The sequence below is a fragment of the Acidianus brierleyi genome (assembly GCF_003201835.2).
In the GTDB taxonomy this organism is placed as follows: domain Archaea; phylum Thermoproteota; class Thermoprotei_A; order Sulfolobales; family Sulfolobaceae; genus Aramenus; species Aramenus brierleyi.
In genome coordinates this window covers 2,730,686-2,751,281 of sequence record NZ_CP029289.2, presented here as the reverse complement: position 1 = coordinate 2,751,281, position 20,596 = coordinate 2,730,686, and the positions used below count along the sequence as shown (strand labels likewise).

18 protein-coding genes are annotated in these 20,596 nt (G+C 32.3%); 11 read left to right on the top strand and 7 right to left on the bottom strand.

Annotated features, from left to right (window positions below):
• Positions 1-180 precede the first annotated feature (180 nt).
• From DFR85_RS30680 to DFR85_RS30670, 3 genes are all read left to right on the top strand, one after another.
• Positions 181-1,557: an FAD-binding oxidoreductase gene (locus tag DFR85_RS30680; RefSeq protein WP_168367226.1), complete on the top strand. Its 1,377-nt coding sequence runs from the start codon at positions 181-183 to the stop codon at positions 1,555-1,557.
• On the top strand, positions 1,548-2,534 hold the full coding sequence (locus DFR85_RS30675; protein WP_110271945.1) for a (Fe-S)-binding protein: 987 nt from the start codon (positions 1,548-1,550) through the stop codon (positions 2,532-2,534). The genes DFR85_RS30680 and DFR85_RS30675 overlap by 10 nt, the downstream gene beginning before the upstream one ends.
• 638 nt (positions 2,535-3,172) lie before the next feature.
• Positions 3,173-4,378, top strand: a complete 1,206-nt coding sequence (locus tag DFR85_RS30670; protein ID WP_110271556.1) for an RNA-guided endonuclease InsQ/TnpB family protein — start codon at positions 3,173-3,175, stop codon at positions 4,376-4,378.
• Between the two features lie 123 nt (positions 4,379-4,501).
• On the opposite strand, the gene DFR85_RS30665 is transcribed toward DFR85_RS30670, so the two are convergent.
• Complete coding sequence (locus DFR85_RS30665; protein ID WP_246252933.1) at positions 4,502-4,804, bottom strand: PaREP1 family protein; 303 nt, start codon at positions 4,802-4,804, stop codon at positions 4,502-4,504.
• A 213-nt stretch (positions 4,805-5,017) separates the two neighbouring features.
• Between DFR85_RS30665 and DFR85_RS30660 the strand changes: the two genes are divergently transcribed.
• The 3 genes from DFR85_RS30660 to DFR85_RS30650 all read left to right on the top strand — a co-directional run bounded on the left by DFR85_RS30660 (position 5,018) and on the right by DFR85_RS30650 (position 6,960).
• Positions 5,018-5,605: an IS1096 element passenger TnpR family protein gene (locus tag DFR85_RS30660; RefSeq protein WP_110271555.1), complete on the top strand. Its 588-nt coding sequence runs from the start codon at positions 5,018-5,020 to the stop codon at positions 5,603-5,605.
• A 138-nt stretch (positions 5,606-5,743) separates the two neighbouring features.
• On the top strand, positions 5,744-6,190 hold the full coding sequence (locus tag DFR85_RS30655; protein WP_110271554.1) for a CoA-binding protein: 447 nt from the start codon (positions 5,744-5,746) through the stop codon (positions 6,188-6,190).
• Positions 6,191-6,579: 389 nt separating this feature from the next.
• On the top strand, positions 6,580-6,960 hold the full coding sequence (locus DFR85_RS30650; RefSeq protein WP_110271553.1) for a hypothetical protein: 381 nt from the start codon (positions 6,580-6,582) through the stop codon (positions 6,958-6,960).
• Between the two features lie 23 nt (positions 6,961-6,983).
• Here the strand turns inward: DFR85_RS30650 and DFR85_RS30645 are convergent, their stop codons facing one another.
• The gene (locus tag DFR85_RS30645) at positions 6,984-7,493 is read right to left on the bottom strand and encodes a nicotinamide-nucleotide adenylyltransferase (RefSeq protein ID WP_110271552.1); all 510 of its coding nucleotides are present in this window, start codon (positions 7,491-7,493) and stop codon (positions 6,984-6,986) included.
• Positions 7,494-8,026: 533 nt separating this feature from the next.
• Between DFR85_RS30645 and DFR85_RS30640 the strand changes: the two genes are divergently transcribed.
• Positions 8,027-9,130: a radical SAM/SPASM domain-containing protein gene (locus DFR85_RS30640; RefSeq protein ID WP_110271551.1), complete on the top strand. Its 1,104-nt coding sequence runs from the start codon at positions 8,027-8,029 to the stop codon at positions 9,128-9,130.
• Positions 9,096-10,274, top strand: a complete 1,179-nt coding sequence (locus DFR85_RS30635) for an MFS transporter (protein ID WP_110271550.1) — start codon at positions 9,096-9,098, stop codon at positions 10,272-10,274. The genes DFR85_RS30640 and DFR85_RS30635 overlap by 35 nt, the downstream gene beginning before the upstream one ends.
• Positions 10,275-10,689: 415 nt before the next feature.
• On the opposite strand, the gene DFR85_RS30630 is transcribed toward DFR85_RS30635, so the two are convergent.
• The 3 genes from DFR85_RS30630 to DFR85_RS30620 all read right to left on the bottom strand — a co-directional run bounded on the left by DFR85_RS30630 (position 10,690) and on the right by DFR85_RS30620 (position 13,764).
• Positions 10,690-11,346, bottom strand: coding sequence for a ferritin family protein (locus DFR85_RS30630; protein WP_246252932.1), 657 nt, complete (start codon positions 11,344-11,346; stop codon positions 10,690-10,692).
• Positions 11,347-11,936: 590 nt separating this feature from the next.
• Positions 11,937-12,929: an alcohol dehydrogenase catalytic domain-containing protein gene (locus tag DFR85_RS30625; RefSeq protein WP_110271548.1), complete on the bottom strand. Its 993-nt coding sequence runs from the start codon at positions 12,927-12,929 to the stop codon at positions 11,937-11,939.
• Between the two features lie 208 nt (positions 12,930-13,137).
• Positions 13,138-13,764, bottom strand: a complete 627-nt coding sequence (locus DFR85_RS30620; RefSeq protein WP_110271547.1) for an MBL fold metallo-hydrolase — start codon at positions 13,762-13,764, stop codon at positions 13,138-13,140.
• 487 nt (positions 13,765-14,251) lie between these two features.
• Between DFR85_RS30620 and DFR85_RS30615 the strand changes: the two genes are divergently transcribed.
• Together DFR85_RS30615 and DFR85_RS30610 are read left to right on the top strand one after the other, a co-directional pair.
• Positions 14,252-15,286, top strand: coding sequence for a thiamine pyrophosphate-dependent dehydrogenase E1 component subunit alpha (locus DFR85_RS30615; protein ID WP_246252931.1), 1,035 nt, complete (start codon positions 14,252-14,254; stop codon positions 15,284-15,286).
• Entirely contained in the window at positions 15,283-16,278 is a 996-nt protein-coding gene (locus tag DFR85_RS30610; protein WP_168367225.1) for an alpha-ketoacid dehydrogenase subunit beta, read from the top strand. The genes DFR85_RS30615 and DFR85_RS30610 overlap by 4 nt, the downstream gene beginning before the upstream one ends.
• A 144-nt stretch (positions 16,279-16,422) precedes the next feature.
• Here the strand turns inward: DFR85_RS30610 and DFR85_RS30605 are convergent, their stop codons facing one another.
• On the bottom strand, positions 16,423-17,589 hold the full coding sequence (locus DFR85_RS30605; RefSeq protein WP_168367224.1) for a trans-sulfuration enzyme family protein: 1,167 nt from the start codon (positions 17,587-17,589) through the stop codon (positions 16,423-16,425).
• Between the two features lie 44 nt (positions 17,590-17,633).
• Complete coding sequence (gene cyp119, locus DFR85_RS30600; protein WP_110271544.1) at positions 17,634-18,737, bottom strand: cytochrome P450 Cyp119; 1,104 nt, start codon at positions 18,735-18,737, stop codon at positions 17,634-17,636.
• 283 nt (positions 18,738-19,020) lie between these two features.
• Here cyp119 and DFR85_RS30595 point away from each other — a divergent pair, with 283 nt between their 5' ends.
• Positions 19,021-20,568: an outer membrane protein assembly factor BamB family protein gene (locus DFR85_RS30595; RefSeq protein ID WP_246252930.1), complete on the top strand. Its 1,548-nt coding sequence runs from the start codon at positions 19,021-19,023 to the stop codon at positions 20,566-20,568.
• Positions 20,569-20,596: the final 28 nt, after the last annotated feature.

The following is a 20,596-nucleotide window of genomic DNA, read 5'->3' as shown; positions in this document are numbered from 1 at the left end:
AAGAATTTGAAAGGAGAAGATACATTTCCTCCTATGTTCCTTAATGCATAACCTACTATCAGTAGAGTTTTTACCAAAAGCAAATATTCCTTTAATAATATATCTCTAAATAAAGAAATAATAGTAGAAGGAAGTAAGTTCTAAAGAAATTCTTATTTATTCTTTTTCTCTATATAAATTATGGAAGATGAACTAAGAAAAATAGTTGGAGATCGTTGGGTAATTACTGACAACGAAAAAATCCTTTATTCCTTTGATGGTTTTACTGCAGTTTCAGGAAACCCGTCAATGGTTGTTCTCCCAGGCAATGAGGAAGAAGCCATCGAAGTATTTAGATTACTTATTTCTAAAGAGCGAAAATTCATAGTTAGAGGTTCTGGGACTAGCCTTAGTGGTGCTACAATTCCTCTGAATGGTGAAGTAGTTATATCTATGTCTAGACTAAACAAAGTTTATGGAATTCAAGGATTAGAGATAGAAGTTGGACCAGGGATTGCAAATATAATGGTAACAAGAAATTCTCCTCAAGATCTATTTTATGCACCAGACCCATCAAGTTACATTGTATCATCTATAGGAGGTAACATTTCTCATGATTCTGGAGGTATTCATGTAATAAAGTACGGCCCAACGTTTAATAGTGTAGTATCTGTAAAAGTTATTTTGCCCAATGGAAAAGTGGAATACTTCAATTCTTCGCCATTTTTTAATCCAACGTCAATATTTATAGGAGCTGAGGGAACTTTAGGTGCTGTACTAAGAGCTAGATTAAAATTATTTCCGAAACCTAAAGCCAGGAAAACAATTATAGGAATATTCTCAACAGTAGAAGATGCGTCAGAAGCGGTAATAAACATTTTCAAGTCTGGGGTAATTCCTTCAGCTTTAGAAATGATGGATAAATATTCTGTTGAAGTTGTAGAAAAGAGTAAATACAAGGCTGGATTACCTATATCTAATGTTTTATTAATTGAATTAGACGGAAATGAGGACGACGTTAAAGAAGAATATGAGAAAATTATTTCAGTAATCAAAAATCTGGAGGGAGAATACATGACTCCTGAAGACGATGGAAAATATTGGAATGCTAGGAAGGGAGCATTTCCAGCCATGGGAGTTATTTCGCCAGCTTACTTGACGTTAGATTGTAATGTACCTAGAAAGGACTTACCGGAAATAATGAATAAAGTTGGAAAAATTTCTAAAGAAAAGGGAGTGATGATAGCAAACGTATTTCATGCTGGAGATGGTAACTTACATCCTTTAATACCTTACGATCCAGAGGATAAAGATAGTTTAAGAAGGGCAATTCAAGCTGGCAGTGAAATAACTGAGCTTGCCATACTTATGGGTGGAGTACCTTCTGGTGAACATGGGATAGGAACTGAAAAAGTCAAATTTCTAGAAAAATATTACTCGGAAACAGATATGGAAGTTATGGATAGACTCAGGAAAACTTTTGATCCAAAAGGACTTTTAAATCCATGTAAGTCAATAATAAAAAATAAATGCGCCCCTGAAAATCAAGTTGTAAAGTGGTTATGGGAATGGGATTAGAGAAGTGCGTTCATTGCGGCTTTTGCTTAGAAGCATGTCCAACTTACGTTATAACAAGATCCGAAATTCATTCACCGAGAGGAAGAATATTGGCAGTTAAATTAGGAATACCCAGTGAGGGAATAGAGACTTGCGTATTCTGCAGGAGATGTGAAGCTGCATGCCCTAGCGGTGTCGAATACGGTGAGTCCATATCCTCAGTGAGAAAAGCAGATTTCCTTAAGAAAACAATTCATAGAATATTAGAAAACTCGAATCTTTTATATACCTCGCTAAAAATTGCTAAACATTCAAATAAAGGGATAATGTATAGAATATCAAAGTTTATTCCAGAATCTTTTCCTCCACTTATTAGTAACGATAAAAACGCTCAAATTATACTCTTCCCAGGATGTATTACTTCAGTTGTTTTTAGAAAAACCGTAGAGAAGGCGTTCAATTATCTTAAAAAGTATTTCACAGTAAGCATTTATAATGGATGTTGCGGTCTTCCTCACTATGCAGAAGGAGAGAAAGACAGAGCTTTACAAATAGCTCAGAAATTAAAAGAAGAATTTAAAGGGAAAATAGTAGTTTCATTATCGTCAAATTGTACTGCTCACATGAAAGAGATGGGAATTAACGTATACGATTTTTCAGAGTTCCTTGTAAAGTATAACATGCCTTTACCTAAAATAAATTCAGAAGTTACTGTTCATGATCCATGCCACGCAAATCTTATAGGAATAACAAAATATAATAGAGAAGTATTAAATAGAATGGGCATAAAAATAAAGGAAATGGAAGATCCTTCTTTTGAATGCGGTGCAGGGGGATCGTATTTTGTCTTTCAAGGAGAACTTTCGGATAAAATAATGAAGGTAAAAGAGGAGAAGGTTAAGGAAAGTGGTGCAAATACAGTTATCTCAACCAATCCATCATGTAGTTTGGCTATGATGAGATACAGCAAAGTAGTTCATATTGCTGATTTATTGTAAGATAAAGAATTGCCTAGAAGATTATCAATTTTTCAGATAAAATTTACCATTTTCAGAAATTGATGATAATAAATTCTTCTTAATTTTAGAATTTTCATTATAATTCATTTTCAAGTGCTTTGTGGACTGTTGAATTTTATCTTAACAAGGGGTTCAAAGGGGGCGGAAGACTCCATCCGTAAGGGTGGAGATGGATAGGCTCCACATGCTTTGCCTCTAACATGGCTAGGCGATAGCTTGAAGAGCCGAGGAAACCACTCGATAGAGGTTAACTTTAGGATCTTCACTTTGTATGTGTAATACTCTTTTTCTGATTCTTGAATTTTTCTATAATACGCGTTGTATTGTTAATTTTGTTAGGAGATAGTGCGAACTAACTATGAGAACGTCCCCTTAAATTTTTGCACGCTCCTACTCGGGATGTTGTCCCACATGTTAGATCGCGGGGACGTATAGCCAGCCTATCCAACGGGGTTTTATCCCCATGTTCACTTTCGGCTTGTGTTATTTTCTTGTTCTCTTTATAAAAGTTTTACTCTTGTAAAGCTTGTCTTCTTGTTTAGGAGTGTTGTTCGTGAAAATCACCGTAGGAGCCCCCTTTGTAAAGCTTATATACTTCTTTTTCAAATACCCTATTAATGTCCGACGTAGGGTTACGCTTTAGAGCATACACTGACGAACAAACATTGAGGGCGTTAAAAGCCCAGTTGAGGTTAGCGTCAGAAGTATACAACACCCTACGTTGGACAGACATCTATTTTCATGAAAGAGATGGAAAAGGACTCACTAAGACGGAGTTGAGGCAACTAGCTCTCGATCTGAGAAAACAGGATGAACAATATCAACATCTATATTCCCAAACACTGCAGCAGATTGCAGACAGATTCTACGACGCTAGACAGAGGTTCTTCTATGGGTTAGCACGTTACCCAAAGGAAAAGAAAGCACACAAGTGGTACTCACTAGTATACCCTCAGTCAGGTTGGAAAGTCCTGAAGGTGAGAGAAATAAGGACGAAAAGCAAGAAGAACAAGAAGAAGGTAATAACGCTTCAGCTGTCAAACCTAGGGATCTTCAACGTCGTTGTCCATAGGGACTTCCCGCTAGACAAGGTAAAGAGGGTAGTAATCAAGTTAACATCATCAGGGAGAGTTTACATTACTTTCGTTGTGGATCAAGAGTATCCTCAACTCCCCAAGACAAACAAAGTAGTTGCTGTGGACGTTGGCGTAGAGAAACTTCTCACTACCTCTGACGGGGAATATGTCCCCAACCAGAGGCCTTATGAGAAGGCACTCAATAAGATGAAGAGGCTTCATAAAGCTCTCTCACGGAAGAAGTTCTTGTCACGCAACTGGTTTAAGGCAAAGATTCGTCTAGCGAGGGCTCACGAACACTTGAAGAACCTTAGGAAGGACATGTACATGAAACTTGGTAAGTATTTTGCTGAGCATTATGATGTTCTCGTAATGGAGGACATTCGCGTTAAGCAACTTGTTGGTAAGTCTCTTCGAAGGCTGAGGATGAGGTTACACGATGTTGCTATTCATGAGCTTAGGAGTGTCATGAGATATCAACTTGGGAAGTACGGTAAGAAACTCACTCTAGTGGATCCTGCTTTTACTTCAATGACTTGTGCTAGGTGCGGACATGTTAAGAAGGACTTAACTTTGGCTGATCGTGTGTTTGTCTGTCCCAAGTGCGGTTGGGTCGCTGATCGTGATTATAATGCTTCCCTCAACATCCTAAGAAGATCGGGGTCGGAACGACCCTTAGTGCCTGTGGAGCTGAGACCTCTACCTTTGGCAAGCCTCGGCTTTGAAGCAGGAAGCCACGTCCGTTAGGGCGGAGTAGTTCACTATGTTTTGAACTAGATCAAGATAAATTCTAAATCTAGCGTTTGATTAAAAGTAAGTTGAACGTTATTTCTGATAAAAATTGAAGTAGCCCACTAAGCATCAGCTTCCTTAATCCAATTTAAGATTAGCGATCTTATCTGAGAGTTCGACAAGTTCCTTCACTTTTTCTGCTTCTACACTAAGGATATCTTTAGATAAGTTAGCAGTGAATATTGCTATAGCTGACTTCCAAAGTTCAATTACTTTCTCATTACCTAATTTTTGAGATATTTGAATTACAGCATCATGTAAAATTCCTAAACCCCAATAATCTTCTTTCTTTACTTTTTGTAGTATGTCATTCAGGTTTAACAACTTAACCATCAGTTTTACTGCCTCTTCTGCCTTATAGTACTTTTCTGGCGCTTGCACTACGTCCCCTTTTCAAGCAATTCATCAGCTTCCTTAACTAATAAATCGGCTGCAGATAGAAGATTAATGTTAGACATTATTTAAATTAATAGCATACATTTAACTAATAAGCTTATGACGTATCATCACTAGTACTTCCTATTTAGGAAAATACTAGTGGCAGCTAGCTTGTAGATGGACAAGGAATAAATATGGAAAATATATAATTACAATATGCTATCTACATGGGGAAAATGCATATTCTGTAATACTAAAATAAGTACTTCGATGGCCGTTAAGCATTTCTCAAAATGCAGTAAAGTTAATGATGTTCTAAAAGGAGAAATAGACGCGTACCTTATAAAAATTAAGGATAAATATTCTGCTTATTATTGGCTTTACGTTGCAGTTCCTTTAGATTATACTTTAGAAGATTTAGATAAATTCATAAGAGATATTTGGGTAGATTGTTGTGGTCACGCTAGCGAATTCAGAATAAATGAAATCACATATCCTTCAGATTTTGTTGTAGATTACGACGGCAAGAAATCTATGAAGACAAAACTCTCAGAAATATTGAATAAGGGTCTCTATTTCGAGTACACGTACGATTATGGGAATAGTACTGAACTTAAACTAGAAGTTATTAGCAGTGTAAAGATAAAGGACAAATACATCTATATTTTAGGTAGAAATGATAATCCTTTAACCAGATACAGTACTTCGGATAAATACATACCTAATTCTCCGAGAGTTGGAATTTGTGGATATACTGGAAATAAAAAATTGGAAGAATCTAAAATATGGCCACTGAAGATTTAAGGAAGTTTTATATCCGTGATGCTTGTTATTAACTAATCAATCTCCTTTTAAAATATTTGATAAATTAATAATATTAATATTAAATTTTATGTTACATAAGGCAAATAGATTTAAAAAGATAGGTATTAAAGTATAATTATGGATAACGAAGAAAATGAGATATTAAATGTTCTTAAGGGATATAAGAATATAGCTACAATAGGATTTTCTAAAGATCCTTCTAAACCTTCGCATCAAGTACCTAAATTTCTAATTTCAAAAGGATATAACGTAATTCCAGTAAATCCTACAGTTAATGAAATTTTAGGAAGAAAAAGCTATAAATCCATATTAGATGTTCCTGAAAAAATTGAAGTTGTAGAAGTTTTTAGACCGTCATCAGAAGTTCCTAAAATAGTAGATGAAGTTTTAGAAAGGGTAAAACAAAAAGGAGACGTAAAAGTAATATGGCTACAAGAGGGAATAAGAAATGACGAAGCTGCTGAAAAGGCAAGAAAGGCTGGATTAATTGTTATTCAAGATAGATGTATGTATAAAGAATATATGAAAAAGATTGAAGGGGTTTCTTCTCCGTCTCCAATTTAATATTTTTATTGTATAATTATAATATATTTATTTTTAAGATATGGACACGATTATATAGAGAAAATCGATTATATTAATAACAGATTAACGATAATAAAACGCAATAAAAATAGAATACTGAATTAGTGATTTTGAAATGATGAGATTTCAGTTTCTCTGCTAAAATATCTTTCAAATTATCTTTCTGTTCAGGATTAAATAACGTTTTACTTACTCCCTAGTAAGTAACTTACTCATTCCAAGTTTCGTAATTATCTAACAAAAGTCTCATTTGGCCTTTGTATACAGGTACTTCCTATATAAGCGTTAAGGGAATTAGAACGATTTAAAATAACTAATAGTTACGTAAGAGTATTGTAGACATTTATAAGCATATGATCAATAATTACATGAGCAATTTGAAATATGAAAAATATCTTAAAAATTCTAACTTAAAGGAGTTCATAATAGTGATTACATATTTACCTCTAAGAAGACGATATACTATTCAATTTCTATTATTAACAGGAAAAATCATTAATAAATTAATGAACAGTCCAGTAGTTTCATTTGGATTATATGCTAACTTCACTAGATCTTATTATGTTACCGTATCTGTTTGGGAAAGTAGAGATTCTATGCATGATTTCATTAGTACTTTACCTCATTCTACAGCAATGAAAAATTTTGATAAATGGAAAAGTAATGAGGGAAAATTCATAGAATACCAATCAATCTCATCGGCTATAGATTGGAAAAAGGTAAAACAAGAGTTAAAAATTGATATATGATTTTTATTTTTCAAAATTGCTTTTTAACCTACAATTTCTCTGAGTCTTTTATCTCCTTTAATTTCTTCTATGACCTCAATTACACTCTTTGGCACTAGCTTCTTCCATCTACTATCATTTTCAATAATTAATTTTCTAATGTATGTGGAGTTATAATTAATCCTATCAAATTCAGGAGGATTTTCAGTTTCTACTCCAGCCTCCTTAAATAGTCTAATTACTAGGGGATTCCTTCCTATAACTTTATGAAATCTAGGAACATATGATTTTACATGATAGGCCCATATACTGTTCATTGAAATATCTGGTAAAGGAATAATGTAGAACCTATTAGACGGTATATCGTATTCTGATAATGTATTTTTTATCATTTCAATTCTTTCACCTGCAGTAAAAGGATTAGTTAAAGTATGGCTTTCCTGAGCGCTTCCAATAAGTATTATTAATTCGTCAACCTTCTCAAGTGCCCATTTTACTACACTCAGATGCCCGTAATGAAATGGCTGAAATCTACCTGGGTATAACCCCCTAATTAATACTCATCACCATAATATGTTTGTATTTGTTTTTAAATAATCTTTCATTGTTTTTGATACGAGATCAATTTTTAGTTATGTGGAGGAATGATATAAGCATTAACCATTTTAATAAAATACTTTTGTACTTTCTGAGGCTTTAAAGGGCAATATCTTTTCCTTAACATATATAAAGTATTTGTGTAATTTAAGGGATGTCGTTGTACTTTGAAGTACTACTGAGTATATTAAATAAATGTATATATTACTTTATTCGGTAGGTAATGTCTAAAAAACGTTAAAATATGACAGTTTAATAATTATGGCATATTTAAAAAGTTTTCTCAATTATTGAGAGTTAAAAAAAGCTGTTCAAAAGATATTAGATAATAGGGGGTGTAAAGAATGGAAATAGACGAAGAATATGTAATAAAAAAGTTTGAAAATGAGATAAAGATACAAAAGAGAAAGTATACGATGTACTATACAGTTCATGCACCTAGTTACTATATGACGAGTTGGTAATACTCTAAAAAAGAGGATGAACTAAAGTGATTAACTCTAAACCTTTTTTTATAGAATTGGAGCTAACTTATAGATGCAGTCAACAATGTTTTTACTGCCATAATCCGCCTAAAGAAGGGAATTTTTATATAGCAAATGAAAAACCAAAGTTCAGATCTACAATAGAAATAAAGGAATTAGACGTAAATGAATGGTTATTAATAATTGATCAAATTAAAAATATGGATAAAAGTTATGAAGGGGCTATGGATATTGTAATTACTGGAGGAGAAGCTCTGCTAAGAACTGATTTAGAAGAAATCTTATCCTATATTTCAAGACAAAAATTAAGATATTTACTATTAACTAGTGGAGAACCAGTTTCTGATAATAGAATTAAAAAATTAGTAGAAAGTGGTTTAGATAGAGTTAGAATAAATCTCACATCACATAAGCATTTATCTGATCTATCAGTTTTGGACATGAATATTAAAAATGAAATATTAAACAAAACAAATATTGCTAAGAAATTTAAGTATTTTGGAGTAAAGCTTGTTGGAGGTAATATAGTGTTAACTAAATATTATCTCGACCACTTAGAAGAAGTTGTGGATCTAGCATATAAAGCAAATTTAGACTGGATAGAAATTAATCCTGTTATAAAAGTAGGTCACGGATATATTAATCAAAAGTATGTAGTACCAGATTCTAATGACGAGAAAAAAATTCATGACAAATTGAATAGACTTAGATCAATCTATGGAGAAGACTTTATACAAAATTATGTGGATACTGATATTCTATATTCTAGGATACCAATTCCTACAAATTGGGGTGAAATAGGTCTAATCGTTTCGCCGAATGGAGATGTTTATCCTGGGTCCGAAGCAACTTCTATTCCTCTGGCAAAGCTAGGTAATCTAAAGACGCACTCATTAATTGAAATTTGGTCTAACAACAGATTGCTTAATGCTATAAGAACACTATCGTTTCTTAAAGAACCATGTAAGAGTTGTACTGTTAAAAATATCTGTAAAGGAGGTTTCAGATTTAACGCGTATATATTAGGTCACGACTTGCTAGCTCCAGATCCTTTGTGTCCTATAGTGAAAAATTATGCTAAAGGAGATTTATTATCTTATAAGGGATAAAATATTATTTTATTTTTCTTTATCTTCTGGCATTTCTACTTTTGCATATTCATTATTAGCGTATTATTTTCCTATTATTATGACTTTCTTTAATATTAATATATTTATTATTGGTACAATATATAGTATAACGAATTTTGTATATGTTATTTTAAATCTTCCTTTAGGCATTATAGTTGATAAAATAGGTAGTAGAAATGCCCTTGTTATCTCTGCATTAATTGCTGTTCCTCTGTTTCTTATAATGGGAACGCGTATCGCTGTATTTTTTATAATTTCATTTATAATTTTTGAGTCCATAGTGAGAATGATTAATTCTCTAGGTATCCATAAATTTATACTTGATTATAGGGATGCTGGAAAAGCTTTTGGTGTATTTTCTCTTATAACTAGCATCCTAGCATCTATAGGAATTTTAACTGGTGGTTTTTTGTTACAGTATTTCGGTGTTTCACTTTTGTTATTTGTGTTCATTTCAATATTATTTGGAATCAGTAGTTTGATAAGATTTCTTAAATTACCTAAAGGAGAAAACAAAAATTATAAAGTAGGAAAAATAATGCAATTAAGTTTTAAACATATTAGAGATAAAACTCTATTGTTATACATTTTAACTTCTATACTCAGTTCAGGATTAAATCTAGAGGTATTTTATGTGACAATTTATTTCGTTAAATATCTATCAATACCATTAACATTGATTGGCGTCATATATTCAACATACGCGATAATAATGGCCTTTTTACCACTACTATTTTCAATTATTCTAAGTAATTATAGTAGTTTTAAGAACTTATCACTTATATTATTTTCTGAATCATTCATATTTTTCCTTATTCCGTTAGTATACAATATTTATATTACATTTATATTATTTTATTTTTGGACATTACTTGTTGCTATGCAAAATATAATGGGTGTGAATATTAGTAAGAGTGTTACTAGATCAGAAATTCGTGGATCACAAATTGCATTAATTAGTACTTTTACTAATATATTTCAGATATTCTATAATATAGTTATAGGTATATTATTCGAAATAAAACCGTCATATGCGTTTTACTTTTCTGGTACTTTAGGAATTATAGCAGTTAGTATCATTATACTATTTATACTTTTGTTTCATACGCAAAATGATATGTGATTGTTTCATAGAATAATAACTCTTTCAATTAAATATCTTAATAGAGATTATTTTGCTACAATAATTATCAATCTTACTTAACAAACATGGGCTATTCAGATTATCTTTGTTAATTCACTTTGTTTTTATAATTTGAAAGAAAATGTTTCAATCTAAGTCCTTGAATACGTTTTTGTTTGTATAATAATTTAATTGAATATATCTCTTACATAATCTATTATTTCAATCTACAATAGAGCTGTGAATTGCAAGATGATGAATGCATAAATATAAATGTATTTAGTCTAATCAATAAATTATAATCTCCTTCTATTAAATTTTATTATTTAATATTTATAAGAAATTTTATTATAATATTAATATAAAGGAAAGTTCAAACGTAATTTAATATATTGTAAGAGTTTTATGACTTATTTCAATTAGCAGACATTATTTTCTTTTTTAACTTGTTTATCCTAGCTTCTTTCAATTCTAACATAAGCTTACGTAAATCATACCAAGAATATCCTATTGGTTCTAAATATTTCATACCATCCTTTATTATATCTTCAGCATAAGGATATAATTCTTCTATTCTATTTACAGCATAATTTGGATTCATGATAATTTGAAAACCAAAATTTATATGTCTTGCCTCATCTTCTATTATTTTCTTTATATTAAAGTTAAATTCTGGTAATTCCATAGACGTTTCGTTTAGTATTTTTAAACCTACAGTAGCTAAAATTCCTTCAGTTATCATATGAAAACGTGAAGCTATTTCATCTATATTTCCGTGCCTAAACGCTAGAAGCATGGAATCAAACCATTTGATGTAAGATTCTGGTAGCGGTAAGTCCAGTGTGTCTTCATTAAAATATTGCTTAAAGAATTCAAAATGCTCTATTTCTTCAGTTATTTGTGTAGAAGAATATAGTTTAACAATTTCTGATAATTTATAAGAAATTTCTTTGAAATCTCTCCATCTGTTCATGTATTTTGCTGGATAAAAATTTTCTGAAATATATTTTATTGCAGTCCTTTTTTCTTGTGAAATTGAAAACCAATTAGAGTCCATAGATACATGATACATATTAATTAAATAAATATTTTTATTATAAAATTTAGTTTAAGTTTATATTAGTCAGATTCATAAGCAAAAAGATTAAATAATATATAAACTCTTTATCTATTTTAATAATTTAGAAAAAATGTTTTTATATTATAAACCAAGGTCTAATTGGAGTAGCATATAATTTTTCTTGGTACATTTTTCTAAAGCTATAAATCTGATAAAGCGTCAGTAGTTCCTGCTTCTCCTATTCCTCTACTTCCTGATAGTAAATTCGATACATACTCAACAGTATCTGTAACGGCATACCGTGGAGATTCAATTGGCGAAGGTACTCCACAGTCCGAAATAGAGGAAAATAATAATATACTTCGTCGCCTTTTACGTTTATCCTAATTCCCTCTCTTGGAGAAGTTAACTATTTCGTTAAATGTTACAATTGATATTCCTAGGTTCTATATCATCTATATATGTAGACCTTCCTTGTATTTATAGGACGATGTTCTTTTATCATATTTTCATTTTATTTTCTTATTTAATAAATCTTGGTATATACCTCTATTTCTATTTTATTAGAAGGTGAATATTAAAGTGAAAAAGATATTATCTTTTTATACCACTATAAATATTCTACCATCCCTATCATTGGCAGACAACGAATTTAACGCTTCTATACCGTTCTCAAGGCTATATTTCTTCCATGTTCTAACCTTACAGTCTCTACAAACATCCAAAAGCTCTAAGAAATCTTTTCTGTTTCCTCTATTAGTGCCCAAGATACTTATATGTTTATTATAGAGTTGGTTTAAATTCAATTTGATTTCTGCTCCAGTAAGTGTGCCAAAAGTCACTATTTTACCCTTAACTCCTACTACTGAGAAACTTTTGTCCCAAAATTCTTTACCTAAAGAATTTATAATAACGTCTGCCATTTTTCCATTCGTAAAATCCTTAACCTTCTCGTAAACATCTTCATATCCTACTATCATATCCGCTCCAAAGTCTGTAAGCCATTGTTTCCTGCTTACTGCTATTACTTTAGCTCCGAATTTCTTCCCTAATTGAACTAGGAACATTCCAGTATTTCCAGATGCTCCGAAAACCACCAGAGTATCTGATAGCCTTAATTGAGCTTCCTTTAATGCATGATATGCAGTTAAAGCTGCAACAGTCATACTAGAACCTAATTCCCAACTATAATTTTCTGGTAACTTAAATACGTATTTCTCTTCTATTGAAACATATTCTGCAAACCCACCGGTAGTGTTTACACCTATTCTTCCACCATTTCTACAGAGGGTCTCATAACCCATCATACACATATCGCAATTTCCATCGAATATTCTACCATAAATGGTAACTTTATCTCCCTCTTTAACACTCTTGACATTTTTACCTGTCTTTATTACTTCTCCAGCGAATTCTACGCCAGGAATATGAGGTATTGGATTTACGTTCATAGACACGACAGTAAAATAATCTACAAGATTTACGCCTGCAATCCTTACTTTTATTAAAACTTCATTGTCATTGACTGAAGGATCTTTATATTCTGTGTATTTTAGATTCTCCATACCATTCTTATTAAAGACTAATGCATACATTAAGTATCATTATTCTTCAGACTAAAAAATATCTTCTACATCTTACAAGAATTTATGAAAGATGTATAAAACTATTTGAGTTGTCGGTAATCTATTTTTCCTAGTCATTGATTTTCCATAATTTCATAGATTCAAAATCTAATGTGTAATTGAGGAATATTTTCTCCATATTGTGATGAAAATTGAAGAATTTCATAAAGTAGCAAAACTATAAGTCTACTTCTCCAGTTAAGAATAGGTTATTAATCTTTTCGTAGCCTAATTGTGTAGAATTTCCGTGTCCAGGATAAACTGTAAGTTCATCAGGCAATGTCTTTAATCGTTCTAAACTATTTTTCAAAAGTTCTAAAGAACCACCTAAGTCAGTTCTTCCAACAGTACCACTAAATAATGTATCTCCAGTAAAAATTGCATTATTAGTCAAGATACAGATACTTCCCATAGTATGTCCGGGAGTTTCAATTATTACTAATTCTTCTTCTCCAATTTTTATTTTATCACCCTCCTTCACGTAACAGTCTGGAAGAATTATTGGAGATATTCTTATTCCAAAATATTTTGCTAAAGACTCTGCATTCGCGACTAATTCTAGATCTTTTTTATTAATTAAAAAACGTAAAGAAGGAAATTCGTATTTAAGTCGATTAATTCCTAGAATATGATCGAAATGTCCGTGAGTAGCTATGAATAGGTTTGGTATAATATTTCTTGATTTAAGAAAATTTATTACCTCTGTCATGTCTCCTTCAGAGTCTATAATTAAGCTTTCATTACCATAAATTAATACGTACGTATTAGTGGAAAGAGGTCCGCTAACGAAACGTTCAATAATCATATTTACATCTGTATTTTATTATTAAAAGTTAAATATAAAGATATATGCTATTAGTGCTTTGTGTAATTCTTTAGTCTTTCTCAATAGGAAACGTATAGCTAACTTTTAACTCAACGCAGGATTAGGTTAGTTAGCATGGGATTTATAGGAAAAGAGAATGATGAATATTCTCTATCTAAAGACGAACCGGATTGGAAGGGATTAGTATTAGTTTCGAAGGACGTAGTAAGTAGAGTTTAGTAATAAGGCCTATAACCATAAAAAGAATTTATTGGAAGATATTTTTATTGGCCTTTATTATACTACAATGCTATATTTTACCAATTCACTTTTAGTTCTTATATTAAACATTTTGATCTATATACAAAACTTAAAATTCTTATTAGACTATAGGTTTTTGTATTGCGTAGATATATAAATTTAAGTATTTCTATAAAATAATTTTAATAATGAATCTTTAAATAACTAATCATGCTTTATTATATTGATGTGGAGACCAGAATATACCATAAAAGATTTAAATTATATTTTACGGAAAAACGAATTAGACAAAGACAGATTACTATCCTTTTATAGAAAAATGTATACTATACGCTATTTCGAGGAATCAATAGCTAAAAAGTATTATGAAGGGAAAGTACCTCAATTCAATATGGCCTCAGGAGTTATAAGAGGAGAAATGCACTTAGCAGTAGGTCAAGAAGCGATAGCTGTAGGAGTTGAAGACAATTTAAAGGATGACGATGTTGTAGTAAGCACTCATAGGCCTCATCATCATGCTATAGCTAAAGGAGTAGATCTAAAGAAATTAGCTGCAGAAATTTTCGGAAAATCAACGGGACTTTGTAAAGGTAAAGGTGGTCACATGCATCTTTTCGATAAATCAAAAAGATTTTCGTGTAGCGGAATTGTAGGCGCTTCTTTCCCTCAAGCTTTAGGAGCAGCTTTCGCTTTTAACTATACTGGAACTAATAATGTTGCTGTAGCCTTTGCCGGTGAAGGAGCCGCGAATCACGGAACTTTTGCTGAGACTTTAAATATAGCTTCTGCATGGAACTTACCATTAATTATTGTTATTGAAGATAACCTATATGCAGATTCTACACCCAAAAGCTTTGTAATGTCTACAACTCATCACTATCAGAAAGCCTTGGCTAATAATATTCAGTCATTTTTAATTAATGGTAATGATGTAATTGAAGTGTACACTGTTGCAAATTATGCTATTAAAAAAGCTAGAAGTGGTTTCGGACCAACAGTGATAGAAGCTGTGACTTACAGACTTCGTGGTCATTTTGAGGGAGATAGTGAAGAATATAGAACAAAGGAAGAAGTTGAATTATGGAGGAAAATAGATCCTATATCATTCCTTGAAGATAGAATGATGAAACTTGGTTATTCAAATGAAGAATTAAATAAGATAAGAAAAGATGCAGAGAATGAAGTAAATGAGGCCATAAAATTTGCAGAAAACAGTCCATATCCTTCAGAAGAGGACGCCTTAAGAGGTGTTTTCGCATGAAAGGAATAGCGGCAGCAATTTCTAACGCAATATCTCAAGAGATGGAACGTAATGATAAAATAGTGGTTTTAGGTGAGGACGTAACATATTGGGGAGCAGTATTTGGATTTACAGCAGGCCTGTTTGAGAAATTCGGTAGAGACAGAATAGTTGATACTCCTATAACAGAACAGACTTTTATGGGAATGGCAGTCGGTATGGCTTCAGTCGGAATGCATCCAGTAGTTTCATTAATGTTCGTAGATTTTCTAGGCGCAGGCTTTGATCAGATGTATAATCATATGGCAAAGAACTTCTATATGAGTGGTGAACAATTCGAAATGCCAATAACTATAGTTACTGCGATAGGAGGAGGTTACGGTGATTCTTCACAACATTCGCAAGTTCTCTACTCCTTGTTCGCTCACTTACCTGGATTTAAAGTAGTAGTTCCATCTAATGCATATGATGCTAAAGGATTAACACATACTGCGCTAAGAGATAGGAATCCTGTAGTTATATTTGGGCATAAACTCCTCACTGGAATGCCGTTCTTACCTTTTGAAGGAGAAGAAGAAAATGTTCCAGATTATCCTTACACTATTGAATTTGGTAAAGCTGATATAAAAAGAGAAGGAAGTGATATAACAATTATCTCTACAGCATTAATGTTGCAGAGAAGTTTGAAGGCTGCGGAACTTTTGCAAAAAGAAGGAATATCTGCAGAGGTTATAGATCCAAGAACTTTAGTACCTCTAGATAGAGAAACTCTTGTAAAATCTGCCAAGAAAACTGGGAGAGTCCTTATTGTAGACGAAGATTACATGAGTTATGGTATGACTGGAGAGATAGGATTCATAATATATCAAGACGCATTTAAAGATTTAAAGGAACCAATAAGAAGAATAGCTGTTCCTGATGTACCTATTCCTTTCTCACAACCTTTAGAGAGCACTGTGATTCCGAGTGTAAGAAAAATATATGAGGAGGCAAAGTCAATGGTAAAGCTATAAAAATATTTACACGGTCTCTCAAGAGTTATTATAAGGTCTAATTGTTCATTAAAGTGTTTAAGAAGTAATTCCATTTTACCTATAATAGTTCTGATAAATATCCATTTATTTTAAATATAGTTGCTAATATATTTTTATAATAAATCAACAAACTGAGAGAGCTTCTTTAAAGTCTTCTATTAGGTCTTCTATATCTTCTATTCCTACGGATACCCTTATCAGGCCTTCAGGGATTCCCATCTTTTTTAATTCTTCACTAGATAGAGATGCGTGACTAGTTTCTCTAGGTAGGGTAACCAATGTTTCTACTCCACCTAAACTTGGAGCAGGTGTTGCAAGTGTTAATGACTTTATTATCTTCTTAGAACACTCATATCCTCCCTTAGGTTCAAAAGAAACCATTCCTCCATATCCTTTTAGAACCTTTTTCGCTATATCGTAGTACTCAAACTCTGGAATCCCTGGATAGAATACTTTACTAACCTTTTCGTTATCTGAAAGGAATTTAGCTAATTCCATAGCGTTTGAATTATGTCTTTCCATACGTAGACCTAACGTTTTTAAACCTCTTAAACTTAAATATGCGCTTAACGGATCTGCAGAACCACCATACGTTTTTCGTCCATCAAAAATTTTACTATGAATCTCTTTGTTATTAGTAGATACTAGACCAATTACTACGTCACTATGACCAGAAATGTATTTAGTTCCACTATGAAGAGAAATATCTGCTCCAAATTTTAAAGGTCTCTGATTAAAGGGAGACGCAAAAGTAGCGTCAACTACCAATTTGATATTTCTCTCATTACAATATTTTCCTAATTCCATAAGGTCTACAATTTGAAGAGTGGGATTAGTTATTGATTCTACGTATATTATATTGTAATCCTTATTAATATCTAAGGAGTTTATTTCATTAATCGATGCAAAATCTACTTCTATTTCATATCTTTCTATTAAATCTAGGAATAATCTGTATGTTTGTCCATATAATTGATTTATTGTAAGTATTTTATCGCCTTTCTTAATTAAACTTGTTAATGTAGTGGAAATTGCAGCCATACCTGAGGAAAATGATATACTGAATTTTGCTTCTTCTAGTGAGGCATATTTCATTTCTAGAGAGTTCACCGTAGGATTACCATGTCTAGTGTAAAGAAAAGGTTTCCCAGTATTAGAATCTAGATAAGCGTTAGGATCGTCATTGGGATGGATAAATGTAGAGGTCTGAAAAATTGGAGTTACAACATTTCCGAATCTTTTATCTATAATTTCTCCCTCATGCACGGCTCTAGTATTGAAACCTCTCATACGTTCTATATTTTAATATAATAAATAAAGTTTATATCATGGATTTAAGTTATAGGTTTAGCTCTGACTATAAGCTTTCTATATCCATTTAGAATCTCGTTAGGAACTTTCTCAGTTTCAAGAATTTCTACATTCCTAAATTTCCTTGAAAATTCTTCAATAGCTATTCTTGCTTCTAATCTAGCTAAAGGTGCTCCTAAGCATAGATGTATTCCAGATCCAAAACTTAGGTGAGGATTTGGACTTCTATCAGGTATAAATTCTTCTGAATTATGAAATACTTCCTCGTCTCTATTAGCTGAGGCTATCCATACTCTTACAAATTCTCCCTCATTTATAGTCAGATTTTCTAATGTTACTTTTTCCTTAGCTATTCTTACTGTTCTCATAACTGGTGGAGAGTATCTTAATACTTCTTCTATAGACTTAAGATACAGATTTTCTATTCTAATTTTTTCCCATATATTAAACCTTGTAAAATCTACTATTGCATTAGATATTAGATTTGTAGTTGTCTCATTACCTGCTATTAAAAGGAGAATTATGTAACCAAGTTTTTCTATGTTCGAAAGGTTCGATTTTAAAATTCTGCTTACTAATTCATTATCAGGATTTAAATGATTTCTTACGTACGTTATGAGTTCAAGATATTTCTTTCCAACTATGAATATTTCCTCAGGCTTCCCTAATCTTAACGCTATCAGATCAGACCATTCCTTGAATTTTTCCTTATCTTCTATCGGAAGCCCTAAAAGTTTCGATATAACAATTATTGGCAATGGAACTGCAAATTTCCTAACTATATCGTCCTCCTTATCAACTGCATTTAGGAGAGATTTTGCAGTATCTCTGATAAAACTTTCGAGAACTTGTAATTTTGGTGGAGAGAAAATATCTGCAGTCATAGATCTTAATTCATCGTGGAGCGGAGGATCAGAAGTTAACATTGTATACCTGGTTGGTACATCCAATTTTATTTTACCATTTCTGAGATCGTTAACTTTCTCATTATATTCTGTAAGGTCTGAAGAAAATTTAGAAAAATTATTCAAAACTTCTTTTGCATGCTTATATTTGAATACATGCCATACCTTTCCATCATAATACACGGGATCCTTTTTCCTCATTTCTGCAAACCATTCATACATATGTTACATTTTCTTTCTCAAGTTAATAAATAGATATATCTAAATTAACGAAGAGTGAACGTTAAATGCAATAACGTAATTGAATAGCTTAGCGTTATAGTGTAAATTAACATATATAGAAGCGTATTTATACATTTCGTGTTATTTTTAATTTTATCTAATAAATTAAAAAAGATACTTATAAAGACTTAATGCTTAAATTTAGTTTATCCAGCATGATAAATGGTCAAAAATGGAGTTAAAAATTATCGGCCTTATAACCGCAATCCTATTCCTTATTTCAGTGTCATTTTTTATAGTCAATTCGTTCCAGAATCAAGTTCAAACTCAAACTCCTCTTCAACCAATAACTACGGTTTATACTCAGTATAATGGTACATATTTCCCCTATGAAGTTAAGGTTACTTATTATCCTGGAAATATGTCAAATTCTAATTTAGGATTTCCTTCAGATTGGATAGTGACGAATTATAATCAAGAGTTTGAGTCTGTAGTTCCGACGTCTTGCACATATTTGCAACAAGGTGTATCTTGGGAGTTACCGGCAGATTCTTTTGGAGGAGGTACTCCAATTCCTCTTTCTACACCGGCATCAATGTTACCTGGAGCTAGTGCGTTAGGTGAGAAGGCCGCACTAGTGTTCCTAACTCAAGATGTAGGACAACCTTTAGGAGTTACATTAGCTGACAACCTACTATTTGTAGAAGAGGATAGTGGACCAGGAACTATATTAGCAGTAAATCCAATTTCTGGTAACGTTGTATGGTATGCTACTGGTTTAGCATCAATGGCTATGCAAGATCCAATAGTATGGAACGGTATAGTATACGTACCTGTAGGTGATATAGGTTTCACATTTACTGCTCTTGAGCATGCACTAAGAAATGAATCTTCTGGAGTATATAGAGGTTCAGTTTATGGTGGAATTTACGCTTTCAATGCTAGTGATGGTCAATTATTATGGATGAGGTTTACGTTTGGTGAAAATATGCCAGATCCCGTAGTTTATAATGGAATATTAGCGTACGCTACTGGATCAGGATGCTTTGTTGGACTTAATGCTACTACCGGCAGTACTTTATGGATAACAAAATTGCCTGGCTATATAGATAGCATGAGTAGTCTCAATTATTACGTAGGATCTAATGGTACAGTACTCTTTATAGCAGGATTTACTCTTCTGAAATATCCTTATGGAATACTAGTAGCAGTAAACTCTGAAAACGGTAAAGTAGTATGGCAATCTCAATTACCGTCTACATATGTACCATTTAATACGGGTATGGGAGATTCACCTGCTACTGTAATTCAAAGTAGTGGAATAATATTAAAGGATACTATAGCTAATTTCAGAAATGGCACTGTGGATACTGTAATGTTTGCAGTGAATGCTACTAATGGAAACGTGTTATGGGCTATTAATCTTGGTAGAGGCTACGTTCCTCCAGCTTTTAAAGCATCAATGATTTTAGCTAATGGAAACTACGCATATGTAGGAATACCTTCGCTCGGAAGTGTCGCTAAAGTATCTATAGCTACAGGGAAAATAATATGGGAGACAAGATTACCAGATTTAGGAATTCCTCCAACATTACCTGGCGGTCCTAGAGGTGCTCCAGTATATTATCATGGACTACTATGGGTAGCTGCTGGAAGTCATATCTATGTACTTAATCCTGACTCTGGAAAAGTCATAACAATGTATTATGTCGGAGGAAGATTCGGTATAGTAGATCCAGTAATATCTGGAGGTACAATATTCTTGACAAATTCATACGGATGGGTTATTGCAATACCTCTAAGTCAAATATATCCTGACTGGAATAGTTAGGTAATATTTTTTACTATAACATTTTTTC